Genomic DNA, 14,088 nt, shown 5'->3' with positions numbered 1-14,088 from the left:
CGTAAGAGAGCGATTCCACTGCCCGGAGATCGACGGGGTATGCGCGATGATGGCGTTCATGAGACCCGAGCCAGGGCAGGTCCTGCACTTCTCCGAGGACCCGACGATCGAGCGGTTCGTGCCGCACGTCGCCGTGACATCGGCGCTGAGCGAGCCGTACGTGTGGGCGGTCGGCTACGACCGGTGCCCCGACTACTGGTTCCCGCGTGCCTGCCCCCGGGCGATGGCCTGGGTCGGGCCGCGCACCTCCAAGGAGGACGCGGCCCGGATCGTCGGCGCCGGCTGCGGCGACCGCGTGCACGCCATCGAGTACTGCTGGCTGAAGGCGCTGATGGACGTGCGGCTGTACGCCTATCGGCTGCCCGCCGACGGCTTCGCGCCCATCGGGGACCCGCCGCACGCGGTCGTCTCCAAGGCCCCCGTGCTGCCGTTGGGCCCGCCCGAGCCGGTGGGCGACCTGTTCGAGCTGCACGAGGAGGCGGGGATCCAGCTCAGGGTGCTGGACAACCTGTGGCCGTTCTGGAACGAGGTGACGTCCAGCACCATGCAGTTCAGCGGGATCCGGCTGCGGAACGCTCGTCGATGAGGGCCAGCAGCGTGTCCACCGGCATCGAGCCGGGCGCCAGCTGCTCCCTGGCGGACCTGTTGGCCTCGCGCCGCAGCGTCTCGTTGACCGGGGTGGGCACGCCGTGCTCGCGGCCGATCAGGACGATCTCGCCGTTGAGGTAGTCAGCCTCGATCGAGCCGCTGCCCCTGGCCAGGCTCTGCCAGGACGACCCGCCGCTGCGCTCGATGCCCTCGATGGGGCGCATGTCCACCCTGTGGCCGCGTACCTCGGCCTCTTCCTCGGGGGTGGAGTAGGCGATGCCGGCCCGGTCGAGCACGGTCATGGCCTCGGCCCTGGCCCGCGCGCCCAGGTCGGCCAGGCCGGGCACGTGGCCGACGAGCGCCTCGGCGGCGTTGGCCAGGTTGCCGAGCAGCTTGCCGTATTTCCAGCGCATCACGTCGGGAGCGCTCCGCCCCACGAGGCCGTGCTTGCCGAGGTCGGTCACGATCAGCTCGGACAGCTCGTCCACACCCTGTGGATAACGTCCGACGTGCAACATCCCGGAGTAGGGGTATCCGCCCGCGGCCACGACGCCCGGCTGCGGGATCTGGGCCGGCAGCCACACGCACATGCCGTAGACGCGCTCGAACCGCCGCAGGACCATGCGCTCGTTGGCCACGCCGTTCTGGGCGCACACCACGGGCAGGTCGGACGGCCAGGGGGCCAGCGCGGCGATCGTGTCCTGCGACTTGGTCGCCAGGATGAGCACGTCGTCATCGCGCACGGGCACGGGGCCGTCGGCGGCGGGGATGTCCAGGGTCTCGGAGAGCTCGGAGGTGATCAGTCTCAGGCCGTCGCGCTTGATGGCCTCGTAATGGGCCCCTCTCGCGATGAGGAGGACCTCGTGCCCGCCCTGGAAGAGGCGGGCCCCGATGGTCCCCCCGACTGCTCCTGCCCCGATCACTATGTAGCGCATTGTTCGAGGATGTCACTCCTCACTTCGCAAGTGCCACTTGGGCCTGCGCCGGCACGGCGCCACCGCGGGCCCGCTCCCGCCAGATCGTCTTCAGCACGCGCCAGCCGTCGCGCACGGCGTGCAGGTTGCTCGCGCCGTGGATGCGGGAGCGCTCGTGGCTGGGAACTTCGTGGATGACCAGGCCGGCCTGGGCGGCGCGGACGTTCATCAGGGTCTCGATCTCGAAGCCGTCGCAGTCGAGGCCGAGGGTGTCGAGGTGGCGGGTCCAGAAGGCGTTGTAGCCGTAGCAGAGGTCGGTGTAGCGGGTGCCGTAGAGGAAGTTGGTGAGCCCGGTGAGGACCTTGTTGCCGAGCGAGCGGATCGGACTGAGGTCGTCCGAGCCGCCACCAGGGGCGTACCTGGAGCCCTTGGCGAAGTCGGCGCCGTTGACGAGGGTGTCGACGAAGGAGCGGATCTCCCTGCCGTCGGTGGACCCGTCAGCGTCGATCATGACGATGATGTCGCCCCGGGCGGCCTGGAAGCCCTCGATGAGCGCGTTGCCCTTCCCGCGCCGGGTCTGCACGACGACCCGGAGGTCGGGGCGCAGCCTGCGCGCCACGGCGACGGTGTCGTCGGTCGAGTTGCCGTCGACCAGGATCACCTCGTCGATCCAGTCGGGCAGCGTGGCGAAGACGTGGGGAAGATTCTCGGCCTCGTTCATCGCGGGAACGATGACACTGACGCTGGCGGCGAAAGGCTGCTTGTTCATGGAACCAAGGTTCTCCGGGACGCATGCAGCCCGCTTGACAGCTCCTTGCATTGCTCGGTCTTATATGTGATCTTTGTCGATCCTGGCCTCCGAGGCCCTCGAAACGATCTCGTCAACGGTCTCCTCGACCGTCTGCCGCGCGGTGTCCAGCCAGAGTCCGATGCGCGGGGTCTCGTGCCGCAGCGACGCGTCGAGCTGGGCAATCGTCCATCCGCCGGCGTATCCGGCCTTGGCCCGGGCCTGCTCGCGGTGCTCGACCGCGGCCGGGTCGGGGGCCAGGACGATCACCTGCAAGGGACGTGCGCGGACTAGCTTCGTGAACCGTTCCAAATCTGGTCGAAGGATTACGTCTTGGACTATTGCCGTAAATCCGGCATCGAAATACAAGTCCGCCGCAGCGGCCGCGATCCGGTACCGGAGGTGCAGCTGGCGCACCGCCTCGCCGGTCGTTTCCGGCGTCATTTCGGCACGCCCGCTGACCACCATGCGGCGGAACGTGTCACCGCGCACGTGGGCCGCCCGCGGCAACCGTTCGGCCAGGGCCTGGGCCACGGTCGACTTGCCGGCCGCCGAGATCCCCGTGATCAGGACGACCCCGTTCACGCACCCACCAGCTTGCGGACCCGGTCGGCGCCCACGGCCATCAGCAGGGTGGGCAGCCGGGGGCCGGTGTCGCGGCCGACGAGCAGCTTGTAGAGCAGGGCGAAGAAGGCCCGCTGCGCCGCCTTCAGCTCCGGCGTGGCCTTGGCGTCGGCCGGGAGCCCGGCCTGGAGCTTGGGCACGCCGTAGACCAGCGCCGTCAGGCCCTCCAACGTCCAGTCGTCCAGGCCGTCGGCCAGCAGCCGCAGCCCCTCCCGCTCCTCGTTGTCGAGCGAGTCGAGCAACTCCTGGTCCGGCGACTCGCGCACGCGGGTGCGCTGGTCGGCGGCCAGGTGGTCGTCGACCCAGCGCTGCGCCCGGTCCAGGCGGGGACGGGCCTCGTCGAGGGCCTCGACGCCGTCGAGGTCGCGCAGGATGCGCAGGGTCTGCGCGTCGTGCCCGGTCGTGATGTCCACGACGGAGGCCAGCGTGCGGTAGGGGACCGGGTGCGGGGTGGTGGGCAGCGGGCCCGCGGCCGTGCCGACCGCGCGGTTGTAGGCGGCCAGCTCGGCGGGCTGGGCCTGGCCCGCGGCGACCTTGCGGCCCAGGGCGTCCCACTCGTCGTAGAGCCGCTGGATCTCCTGGTCGAAAGCGATCTTGAAGGACTGGGCCGGCTTGCGGCGGGCGTACAGCCAGCGCAGGACCGGCGCCTCCATGATCTCCAGGGCGTCGGCCGCGGTCGGCACGTCGCCCTTGGAGCTGCTCATCTTGGCCATGCCGCTGATGCCGACGAACGCGTACATGGGGCCGATCGGCTGCTGCCCGCCGAACACGTCGCCGACGATCTGGCCGCCGACGATCCAGGCCGAGCCGGGCGAGTGGTGATCGACCCCGGACGGCTCGAAGATCACGCCCTCGTAGGCCCAGCGCATCGGCCAGTCGACCTTCCACACCAGCTTCCCGCGGTCGTGCTCGGCCAGGCGCACGGTCTCGCCGAAGCCGCACTCGCAGGTGTAGGCCAGCTCGGTGGTCTCGTCGTCGTAGGCGGTGACCGTGGTCAGGTCGCGCTCGCACAGGTCGCAGTAGGGCTTGTACGGGAAGTAGTCCTCGACCTGCTTGGACCGGTAGCGCGACAGCACGGCGTCGATGCGGGCCCGCTCGCGCACGGCCCGCAGGATCTGCTCCCGGTAGGCCCCCGAGGAGTATTGCTCGGTCTGGCTGATCCCCCGGACCTCGACGCCCAGCTCCGCCAGCGCGGCGGTCATGGGCGCCTTGAAGTGTTCGGCCCAGCTCGCGTAGGGGCTGCCCGGCGGGGCGGGCACCGAGGTCAGCGGCTTGCCGATGTGCTCGGCCCACGACGGGTCGACGCCCGCGGGCACCCGCCGGAACCGGTCGTAGTCGTCCCACGACAGCAGGTGCACGCACTCCAGCCCGCGCCGCCTGATCTCGTCGGCGACAAGGTGGGGCGTCATGACCTCGCGCAGGTTGCCCAGGTGGATCGGGCCCGACGGGCTCAGCCCGGAGGCGCAGACGATCGTTCTGCCCGGGGCGCGTCTCTCCGCCTCGGAGATCACCTCGTCCGCGAACCTGGAGACCCAGTCGGTCTCGGCACTGTCAGCCATCGCAGCATTCTTGCGGGTCCGCCGGGTTCTGGCCAACGCGTTGCCGATCAACCGGAATCGTGCGGCTCGATGCGGGGGTCGGAGAAGACGTCCGCGAGGTCCCGGCTCACCCGCGCGGCCGCCTCCTCCGTGGCGCGCAGCACCTGACGGCCGGGCGCGACGGCCACCAGCCCGAAGTCCGCGTCGATGTCCTCCTCGGACAGCCCGAGCAGGCGCAACGCGTCGTCGACGGTGGCCTCTGGCGGCAGCCGCACCTGGATCAGGGCCATGTCAGGCGGCGCGGGTCCGGTTCTGCCGGCCGAGGGCGGCCAGGACGGCGGGCGGGTCGATGACGCCGTACCCGTAGTCGTGGTCGAAGCCGACCGTGCTGCGGTCGTCGGCGGTGCGGTGCAGCAGGGTGCGCAGCTGCGCGGGGGTCAGCTCGTCGGCGGAGCGCCGCGTGCGGACGGCGGCGACCACGCCGGCGGCGACGGGGCAGGCGGCGGAGGTGCCGGTGTCGGCCGAGCCGGTGGCCTCCGAGCCGGCGAAGTGCGTGTACGCGCACAGGTCGGGCTTGCGCTCCGACAGCCGCCCCGGGCCCTGCGAGGAGTAGCCGACGCGCTCGCCCCGGGTGTCCACGCCGCCGACGGACAGGACGCGCGGGTGCGAGTTGGCGCCCACGATCGGGCGGTCGGGGTAGGCGCACCGCTGGTCGGGACAGTCGCGGCCGCAGTTGCCCGCCGAGAACAGGATGTCGGCGCCCGCCCCCTCCAGGCTCCCGACGATCACGTTGAACGGGTGCGCCGGGTTGTCGGAGTAGTTGCCCGGGTGGCCGGGCGGGAAGTCCATGTCGGGCGAGGACAGGCCCCAGCTGTTGCTGACGACCAGGGACCTGGAGCCGTCGGGCATGGCCCGCAGCACGGCGGAGAGGTGGGAGTAGGCGGCCACCGCGTCGGACAGCAGCCCGTCCGCCGTCGGGCCGGGCTTGCGGCTGAGCAGGATCGGGATGTCGAGCAGGGTGGCCTTGGGCGCGGCCAGCAGCGTGTCGAAGGCGCACATGGAGCCGTGGGACACGGGGTAGCGGCCGGGCGTCCTGCTCACCCCCGGCGGGCTCCAGCTCCGGTCGGCGTCGATGGTCACGTCGTGGCCGATGCGCGCCGCGACGTGGTCGGCGTTGATGCCGCTGTCCACGACCGCGATGGTCACGCCCTCGCCGTCATGGCCGGCCGACCACAGGTCGTAGGTGTGCAGGAGCCGCCTGACCTCCTCCCAGTCGCCCACGGGCCCGTCGCCGCCGCAGGCCGGCTGGCTGTGCACGTATGGATCGGCGAAGACGCCGGCCACCTCGCGTACGGACGACGACAGCAGCGCCGACCGGGTGGACAGCTCGGCGTCGGAGATCTCGCCCCGCACGAGCACGGAGGCGTCCTCGGGTGCCAGGGAGAACTCCATCCGCTGGTGCAGCGACATGGGCGCGCCGTGGGCGGCGACCGGGCGCGGCACGGCCACGGGGGTGAACGCGCGGTCGAGGAGGACCCCGGGGAGGTCGGCGACGACGTCGGCGACGGTGCTGCGGACGCCGGGGTCGATCACCGACGCGACGACGTCGGGGGCCGGGCGGAGCTGGATCAGGACGCGCATGGGATCCCCTTTTGGAGTGCTGTTACCGAGTGATTACTCAAAGTAACAATGCCCGGTCCTGGATGGGTGATTCCTGACTGTAAGGGGTATGTAACTTTCCGTTGGCTGGGCGGTGCCCCCACCGCCCAGCCATCCGGGGTCAGGACAGGGTGGCCGCGTACGGGTCCCAGTCCGCCGGGAGCGGCTCCGGCGCGGTCAGGGTGGAGGCGATGGTGCGGAACTCCGCCTGCTCGCCCGACTCCGTGATGGCCGACATGAGCTCCAGCACGTGACCGGCCAGCTCGCCCGACGCGCGGTGCGGCGTGCCGGCCCGGATCGACCTGGCCATGTCGAGCACCCCGATGCCGCGCCCCGCCGTGGTGCCGGACAGCGGCAGCTCCCGCCAGTCCGCGTCGTGCAGGCCGCGGGCCAGCAGCGGGCCCTCGAACGTGTTGGGGTCCGGCAGCGACAGGGCGCCCTCGGTGCCGATGATCTCGATCATCCGGCGGTTGACGGCCGAGTCGAAGCTGAACGTGGCCGCCGCCGTGGCCGTGCCGGGGAAGTCCAGCAGGGCGTTGACGTGGGTCGGCACGTCGACCGGGAACAGGGTGCCCGCCTTGGGCCCCGATCCGACGACGCGCTGGTCGCGGGCCCTGCGGGTGCCGGCCGCCACCCGGGCGACGGGGCCGAGCAGGGACACCAGGGCGGTCAGGTAGTAGGGCCCGAGGTCGAACAGCGGGCCGCCGCCGGGCTGGTAGAAGAACTCGGGGTTGGGGTGCCAGGACTCCGGGCCCAGGCTCTGGGTGGCGGCCGTGACGGCGACCGGTGCCCCGATGGCGCCGGAGCGCAGGGCGTGCAGCGTGGACTGCAGCCCGGCGCCCAGGAAGGTGTCGGGGGCGCCGCCCACCCGCAGGCCGCGCCCGGCGGCCTCGGCCATGACCTTGGCTGCCTCGTCCAGGTTCATGGCGAGGGGTTTCTCGCCGTACACGTGCTTGCCGGCGCGCAGGCACTCCAGCGCGACGGCCGCGTGCGCGGACGGGACCGTGAGGTTGACCACGATCTCGACCTCGGACAGCGAGAGCACGGCGCCGAGCGTGCCGGACACCCGTACGTCGTGCTCCCTTGCCACCTCGGCGGCCCGGTCGGTGTCGATGTCCGCGACGGCCACCACGCGGACGTCGGGGAAGGCGTTGAGGTTGCGGAGGTACTGGCCGCTGATGACTCCGGCGCCGACGAGGGCGACGCCGACCGGGCCGTTGCTCAAGAGCTCTCCAAGGAGGTGAGGTAGGCGTGGCTGTCCGCGAGGGCGGCGAAGATGTCGGTCGCGCACTCGTCGAGCTCGACGACGCGCCAGGCGTCCGGGGCGGCGGCGAGGATCTCGGGCACGGACATGACGCCCCTGCCCACCGCGGTGTGCGGCTCGCCCTTGACCCCCGGGCCGTCCTTGACGTGCAGCGCCTCCACCCGTCCCGCCAGGCGGCCGAGCAGGGCGGGCACGTCGGCGCCGCCCACGGCCGCCCAGTAGGTGTCGATCTCCAGGAACACCTCGGGGGCCAGCAGGTCGGCCAGCACCTCGACGGCGTGCCGGCCGTCCACCCGCGGCTCGATCTCCCACCAGTGGTTGTGGTAGCCGATCCGCATCCCGTGACCGGCCGCCTGCGCGGCCAGGCCGTTCAGCAGGTCGGCCGCGCGGGCGAGGCCGTCGCGGGTGGTGAACTCCTCCTCCGCGATGCCGGCCGGGATGATCACCTTGTCGGTCCCGATCGTCGCGATCGCGTCGAAGACCTCGGCCGGCTCCCTGTCGAGCAGCGCGTACGCGTGCGTGCCCGACACGCTCAGCCCCAGGTCGTCGGCCACCTCGCGGAAGCCCTTGGGGTCGGTCATGGGGTCGTAGGGCTCGACGGCCCGGTATCCGATCTCCGCGATCCGCCGCAGCACGGTGTCACGGTCGGCGGCCAGCGGTTCCCTGACGGTGTAGAGCTGGACACTGATCGGTCGGGTCATCCGCGTACCCCCATGAGGTGCTCGAGCGCGAGCTGGTTCAGGTGGGTGAAGTGGAATCCGCGGGCGGCGGCCACCTCGGGGTCGAAGTCGTCCTTGGCCAGGTCCTGCCACGTCTCGCCGGCGGCCAGGGTGGGCAGCGCGAGCTCGTCCACGCGGGAGGCGCTCAGGGCCTGCTGCACCTCGGGGTCGGCGCGGAAGGCGCGCGACTTCTCCTTGAGGATCAGGTAGGTGCGCATGTTCGCCGCGGCCGACACCCACACGTCCTCGGGGTCCTCGGTGCGCAGCGGCTTGTAGTCGAAGTGCCGGGGGCCGTCGTAGCCGCCGTTCTCCAGCAGGTCCACCAGGAAGAAGGCGCTCTTCAGGTCGCCGTGGCCGAAGATCAGGTCCTGGTCGTACTTCGGGCCGTGCTGGCCGTTGAGGTCGATGTGGAAGAGCTTGCCGTGCCACAGCGCCTGGGCGATGCCGTGCACGAAGTTGAGCCCGGCCATCTGCTCGTGGCCGACCTCCGGGTTGAGGCCCACCATCTCAGGGTGCTCCAGCTCGTTGATCAGCGCCAGGGCGTGGCCGATCGTGGGCAGGAGGATGTCGCCGCGGGGCTCGTTCGGCTTGGGCTCGAGGGCGAAGCGGATGTCGTAGCCCTTGTCGATGACGTACTGGCTGAGGAGGTCGAGGCCCTCCTTGTAGCGGTCGAGGGCGGCCTTGACGTCCTTGGCCGCGTCCGACTCGGCGCCCTCGCGGCCGCCCCAGCAGACGTACGTCTTGGCGCCCAGGGAGGCGGCCAGGTCGAGGTTGCGCATGACCTTGCGCAGCGCGTACCGGCGGACGTCGCGGTCGTTGCTGGTGAAGGCGCCGTCCTTGAACACCGGGTGGGTGAACAGGTTGGTGGTCGCCATCGGGACCTTCATGCCGGTCTCGTCGAGGGCCTTCCTGAAGGCGGCGATGGCCTTGTCGCGGTCGGGCTCGACGGCGAGCAGGTCGTCGTCGTGGAAGGTGACGCCGTGCGCGCCCAGCTCGGCCAGGCGGTGCACGCTCTCCACCGGGTCGAGCGCGGGCCGGGAGGCGTCGCCGAACGGGTCGCGGGCTTGCCAGCCCACGGTCCAGAGGCCGAAGGTGAAGCGATCGTCGGGGGTGGGCGTGAATGCGTTGGTCATTTCGGGTTCCCTTGGTTTAGTCCATAATCTGTACATAATCCTGAGGAGGTGGGCACCGTGTCGTCAAGAGGGGTTCGGCATGATTCCATGCGCGCCCGTAACCTGGCCGTAGTGCTGGCGACCATTCACGGATCAGGACCTCACACCCGTGCCGCGCTCGCCGAGCGGACGGGGCTCACCAAGACCACCGTATCCAGCCTGGTCGCCGACCTCCTGGAGGCCGGCGTGGTGACCGAGAGCGGGGCCGTGCGGGGCGGCGAGCGGGGGCGGCCCGGCGTGGCGGTGAGCCTGAGCGGGCATCGGATCGCCGCGCTCGGGCTGGAGATCAACATCGACTACCTGGCCGCCTGCGTCGTGGACCTGGCCCGAACCGTGCGGTTGCGGCGGACGCGGCCGGCCGACAACCGCAACTCCGACCCCGCGGAGATCCTCGCCGGGCTGCGGGACCTGGTGAAGGAGATCACGGCCGAGGCGGAGGCCGGCGGGCTGCGGGTCATCGGCGCGGCGCTGGCCGTGCCGGGCACGGTCGAGGGCGGGGTGCTGCGCAGCGCGCCGCATCTCGGCTGGCGGGACGTGCGCGTGGCGGGCCTGGTGGACCTGCCCTTCGTGATCGACAACGAGGCCAACCTGGCGGCGCTCGGCGAGCTCTGGTTCGGCTCGCGGGAGACCGACTTCCTCTACGTGTCCGGCGAGATCGGCATCGGCGCCGGCCTGGTGGTCGAGGGCACCGTGTTCAGGGGCACGTTCGGGCTGGCGGGGGAGCTCGGGCACGTCGTCGTCGTGCCCGACGGGCCCGCGTGCCGGTGCGGCGGCCGTGGGTGCCTGGAGGTGTACGCGGGGCAGGACGCCCTGCTCGGGGAGCTGGCCTCGGTGGGCGAGCTGGTGGGGCGGCTGGAGTCGGGCGACCGGCGCGCGCTGGAGGCGTGCGAGCGGGCCGGGCACGCGCTCGGCGTGGCGCTCACCTCGGCCGTGCACCTGCTGGACCCCGGCAGGATCGTGCTCGGCGGGATCTTCGCGCCGCTGTTCGCCTGGCTGGCGGGGCCGGTGTCCGAGGGGCTGGGGGCCCGGCTGGGGTCGATGCGCGGCACGCCGCCCGCGCTCGTCGTCTCGGGGACCGGCGCGGACTCGGCCGTGCTCGGGGCGGCCGGGCTGATCATCCAGCAGATCATCGCCGAGCCCGCTCAGCTGCTCGGCCTGTAGGTCAGTAGTAGCCCTTCGCGCCGTCGAGCAGCTCCCTGATCGTGTCGAGCTGGCCGGCGTGCCGGGCGGTCTCCTCGACCATGTGGATCAGCATCCAGCGCAGCGAGGGCGGATCGTCGTAGAAGCTGCTCTTGCCCAGGTCGTCGAGAGAGTGCGCGGCGACGATCTCGTTGGAGACCTGGCACTGGCGCTCGTACTCGTCGAGGAGCCGGGCCAGCGGGACACCCTCCATCCGCATGTCGGCGTTCTCCGCCGACTCGTCGAACTGCGGGTTGACGGCGGAGTCTCCGCCCTGGAACAGCACCTCGAACCAGCAGTGCTCGGTCCAGCGCATGTGGGAGAGCAGACCCGCGACCGTCATGAGCGGCGAGGTGGGCAGGACGGGCCGGTGCGCGTCCTCCTCCGACAGCCCTTCGCACTTCCACAGGACGATCGAGCGCTGCAGGTCGAGCCAGCCGACGAGCTGGGTGCGCTCGTCGGCGACGTAGGGAGGGCGTACGCGGGGGATGGTCATGGGCGCCGACGCTAGTTCAGCGGCGCCGGCGCCGCACGAGGTTTTTCAGGCCCTGGCGTTGAGCGCGAAGACCTTGACGTCGGGCTTCGCGGGGCTGGTGAACGAGACCGCCTCGCGGGCCGGGTCGACCGGTACGGAGACCTGCCAGATGGTCACCCTGCGGCCGTCGGCGGTGCCGTTGACGTTGTAGCGGGTGTCGGCCGTGACCGCCGTCGCCTCGCCGAAGCGGGCCGACGTCGCAGCCCAGTCGGTCACCTTCAGCGGGGCCGTGGAGGTCGTCCCGTCCGCGTAGGTGATCGTCAGCTCGGTCTGCTGGTCGCCGTTGACCGCCGTGACCAGCAGGTCGAGCGCCTGGTAACGGCCCTTGGTGAGGTAGGTGCGCTGGCCCCTGAGGCTGTGGAAGTTGCCCGCCGTGCCCTTGGTGTCGGGGATCAGGAACCCGTCGTGCTGCCCGGGGGCGGGGAGCTGCTCCGCCGGGAAGCTCCAGCCCTTGCCGTCCAGGTTGCCCTGGGACCTGGCGTCGGCGGTGGCCACGCCGTCCACGTCGTACTGGAGCTTGTGCGCGCAGGACGAGCCGATCGGCTCACACGCCTCCGGCAGGTTGGGGACCGGGCTCTGCGCCGTGGGGACGTGGTCCACCGGCAGGTCGGCCTCGGCCGTGGCCCACGACGTGTTCGCGGTCGTGCCCACGTTGACGACGACCTCGCCGCCCCGGTTGAGCAGGGACTCCGGGAGCCAGGACCAGGTGTGCGGGCGGCCGTCGACCTTGACGTCCTGGACGTAGATCGCGTCGGGGGCGGCCTGCGGGGCGGTCACCGTGATCGTCCGGCCGTTGCCGCGCTTGATCCACGCCTTCTGGAACATGGGGCTGGACAGCAGCATCTCGGCGCGGCTGGGCGTCTGGGGGTACATGCCGAGGGCGGCGAAGACGTACCAGGCGGACATGGTGCCGAGGTCGTCGTTGCCGGGCAGGCCGCTGGGGCCGGTCTTGTACACCAGGGACGCCATCGCGCGCACCGTCTCCTGCGTCTTCCACGGCCGGCCGAGCGCGTTGTAGAGCCAGGGCACGTGGATGCCCGGCTCGTTGGTCGGGTCGTAGCGGAAGCCGTCGCCGCCGGTGGCCCAGGAGCCGTCGGGGCGGTGGAAGAAGGCGTCGAGGCGGTCGGCCGCCTGCTGCCTGCCGCCCATGGCGGCGGCCAGCCCGGACACGTCGTGCTGGACCATCCAGGTGTAGGTGGCGCTGGTGCCCTGGGCGAAGCCGGCGTCCGAGGTCGGCGAGAACGGCCACAGCCAGCTCCCGTCGGACTTGCGGGCCTGCTGGTAGCCGCCCTCCTTGCCGGCCTGCGGGTTGAAGGTGTTGCGCCACCAGCTCGCGCGCGGCAGCAGCTCGTCGTGTTCCTTGTCACGCCCGATCCGGGCCGCCCAGTCCGCGAGCGCGAAGTCGGCAGTGGCGTCCTCCAGCGTCTCGGCGGCGCCGCCCCAGCAGTGGCAGGTGTCCTGCGGGGCGTACTGGAGGCGCAGGTACTCGGCCAGGTTCGGCCGCTGGCCCTCGCACTGGCCGGGACAGCCCTTGTCGGACAGGCCCGACGGGTGCGGCACGGTCGCCTGCTTGTAGAGCGAGTCGAAGGCGCCGCGCACGTCGAAGTTGCGCACCCCGAGCGCGTGGAAGCCGGCCAGCGCCGGGGCCGACGGGTCGCCGGTCATGACGTGGGTGGGGCCGTTGACGTGCACCCAGCGGTCCCACACGCCGCCGTTCTGCTGCGCCAGGTTGTACAGGGACTGGGCGTAGTCGCCCGCCACCTGCGGTTCGAGGAGCGCGAGGAGCTGGGTGTGGGCGCGGTACTGGTCCCAGCCGGAGAAGTTGCCGTACTGCTCCCGCTGCCCCTTGGCCAGCCGGTGCACCTTCTGGTCGCTGCCGAGGTAGGTGCCCGTGACGTCGCTGGTGACGTTGGGCTGGAGGTAGGAGTGGTACATCGCCGTGTAGAACGTGGTGAGCAGGTCCGGCGAGCCGCCGGCCACCTCGATCGAGCGCAGCCGGTCGTTCCAGGCGCGCGTGGCCCTGGCGGCCACCGAGGCGACGTCGTCGCGGGGCGAGACCTCCTTCGCGAGGTTCTTCCTGGCCGCGTCGAGGCTGGTGTAGGAGATGCCGACCTTCATCCGTACGTCGGCGTCCGAGGTGGTGTCGAAGCTGACGTACCCGCCGGAGCCCTTGCCCGCGCGGTCGGCGCCGGTGGCGTAGCCCTCGCCGCCGCTCGCCGCCGTGGTGCCCGCGCGCAGCTCGCCGTCGACCCACGTGCCGGTGCCGGAGAAGGCCCGGTCGAACGTCGCGGCGAAGTGCAGCCGGTAGTAGGTCTTGCGGTTGTTCACGCCGCCGTTGGCGCGGCGGCCGCAGAACGCGCCGGTCAGGACGGAGCCGGTGACCGTACGGGTGGCGGGGTCGATCGTGATCTCGGCGTCCTCGCTGCCGTTGAGCGAGTTGGACACGCGGAACAGCAGGTTGGCCTGTTTGTCCCGCGGGAAGGTGAACTCGCCGACGCCCGCGCGGGTCGTGACCGACAGGTCGGTCTTGACGCCCGAGTCGAGCGTGACGGTGTACCGGCCGGGCCGCGCGCTCTCGTCGGCGTGGTCGAAGGTGCTCGCGTAGACCGCGTCGGCGGTGTCCGCGGTCGGGGACGAGGTGACCTCGCCGGCGAACGGCATGATCGGGACGTCCCCGGCGGCTCCGGGGTGGCAGCCGGCGCCGTTGACGTGCGTCAGTGCGAAGCCGCGCACGCGCGGGGTGTTGTAGGAGTAGCCGTTGGCCCCGGCGGCGTTGGTCTGGTCGCCGGCGGTGTTGGTGGGGCTCCAGGAGATCATCCCGAACGGCAGGACGGCGCCCGGATAGGTGTTGCCGCCGCCGGCCGAGCCGATCAGCGGATCGACGTGGCCGACGGGGTCGGTGACCTTGGCGGGACTGGTGAGGGTGGTGGCTGCGGCCGCGGGTACGGCGAGGCCGGTGGCGAGAAGCGTGCCGGCAATTGCCGTGGCGAGCCACGAACGGGGATAGAACACCTCGCGATCACACTGCTCCACATTAACCAGATCATGAACGCCCAAGTAAGGGCAGAAGACGCGCCAGGTAAGAACGTCAGGGGGCCGTTGCGGCGTG

13 protein-coding genes are annotated in these 14,088 nt (G+C 71.6%); 2 read left to right on the top strand and 11 right to left on the bottom strand.

What is annotated here, in order from left to right; all coding sequences use genetic code 11:
- The first annotated feature begins 58 nt into the window (after positions 1-58).
- Positions 59-586 (top strand): DUF6886 family protein, encoded by a 528-nt coding sequence (locus ACTWPW_RS06780; protein WP_375117302.1) that lies wholly within the window; start codon positions 59-61, stop codon positions 584-586.
- Here ACTWPW_RS06780 and ACTWPW_RS06775 read toward each other — a convergent pair.
- From ACTWPW_RS06775 to xylA, 9 genes are all read right to left on the bottom strand, one after another.
- Positions 552-1,523, bottom strand: coding sequence for a ketopantoate reductase family protein (locus ACTWPW_RS06775; protein WP_443168207.1), 972 nt, complete (start codon positions 1,521-1,523; stop codon positions 552-554). The genes ACTWPW_RS06780 and ACTWPW_RS06775 overlap by 35 nt on opposite strands.
- Before the next feature lie 19 nt (positions 1,524-1,542).
- The gene (locus tag ACTWPW_RS06770; RefSeq protein WP_375117300.1) at positions 1,543-2,271 is read right to left on the bottom strand and encodes a glycosyltransferase family 2 protein; all 729 of its coding nucleotides are present in this window, start codon (positions 2,269-2,271) and stop codon (positions 1,543-1,545) included.
- Between the two features lie 60 nt (positions 2,272-2,331).
- Complete coding sequence (locus ACTWPW_RS06765; RefSeq protein ID WP_443168206.1) at positions 2,332-2,874, bottom strand: AAA family ATPase; 543 nt, start codon at positions 2,872-2,874, stop codon at positions 2,332-2,334.
- On the bottom strand, positions 2,871-4,472 hold the full coding sequence (gene lysS, locus ACTWPW_RS06760; RefSeq protein ID WP_375117298.1) for a lysine--tRNA ligase: 1,602 nt from the start codon (positions 4,470-4,472) through the stop codon (positions 2,871-2,873). Before lysS ends, ACTWPW_RS06765 begins: the two co-directional genes overlap by 4 nt.
- 47 nt (positions 4,473-4,519) lie before the next feature.
- The gene (locus ACTWPW_RS06755; RefSeq protein WP_443168205.1) at positions 4,520-4,741 is read right to left on the bottom strand and encodes a hypothetical protein; all 222 of its coding nucleotides are present in this window, start codon (positions 4,739-4,741) and stop codon (positions 4,520-4,522) included.
- A 1-nt stretch (position 4,742) separates the two neighbouring features.
- Positions 4,743-6,092 carry a S8 family serine peptidase gene (locus ACTWPW_RS06750; protein WP_443168204.1) on the bottom strand — a complete coding sequence of 450 codons (1,350 nt, stop codon included), beginning with the start codon at positions 6,090-6,092 and terminating at the stop codon, positions 4,743-4,745.
- Between the two features lie 139 nt (positions 6,093-6,231).
- Positions 6,232-7,335, bottom strand: a complete 1,104-nt coding sequence (locus ACTWPW_RS06745; RefSeq protein ID WP_375117295.1) for a Gfo/Idh/MocA family protein — start codon at positions 7,333-7,335, stop codon at positions 6,232-6,234.
- On the bottom strand, positions 7,332-8,075 hold the full coding sequence (locus tag ACTWPW_RS06740) for a sugar phosphate isomerase/epimerase family protein (protein WP_443168203.1): 744 nt from the start codon (positions 8,073-8,075) through the stop codon (positions 7,332-7,334). Before ACTWPW_RS06740 ends, ACTWPW_RS06745 begins: the two co-directional genes overlap by 4 nt.
- Entirely contained in the window at positions 8,072-9,226 is a 1,155-nt protein-coding gene (gene xylA, locus ACTWPW_RS06735; protein WP_364135235.1) for a xylose isomerase, read from the bottom strand. Before xylA ends, ACTWPW_RS06740 begins: the two co-directional genes overlap by 4 nt.
- A gap of 87 nt (positions 9,227-9,313) precedes the next feature.
- On the opposite strand from xylA, the gene ACTWPW_RS06730 reads away from it, so the two are divergent.
- A complete protein-coding gene (locus ACTWPW_RS06730; protein WP_443168202.1) occupies positions 9,314-10,426 on the top strand; it encodes an ROK family protein in 1,113 nt (370 codons plus the stop codon).
- 1 nt (position 10,427) lies between these two features.
- On the opposite strand, the gene ACTWPW_RS06725 is transcribed toward ACTWPW_RS06730, so the two are convergent.
- The gene (locus ACTWPW_RS06725; protein ID WP_443168201.1) at positions 10,428-10,940 is read right to left on the bottom strand and encodes a DinB family protein; all 513 of its coding nucleotides are present in this window, start codon (positions 10,938-10,940) and stop codon (positions 10,428-10,430) included.
- A 45-nt stretch (positions 10,941-10,985) separates the two neighbouring features.
- The gene (locus tag ACTWPW_RS06720) at positions 10,986-13,991 is read right to left on the bottom strand and encodes a GH92 family glycosyl hydrolase (protein WP_443168200.1); all 3,006 of its coding nucleotides are present in this window, start codon (positions 13,989-13,991) and stop codon (positions 10,986-10,988) included.
- Positions 13,992-14,088 lie beyond the last annotated feature (97 nt).

Source organism: Nonomuraea sp. KM90 (assembly GCF_052246675.1).
Lineage (GTDB): Bacteria > Actinomycetota > Actinomycetes > Streptosporangiales > Streptosporangiaceae > Nonomuraea.
This window is presented reverse-complemented; position numbering and strand designations above follow the sequence as displayed.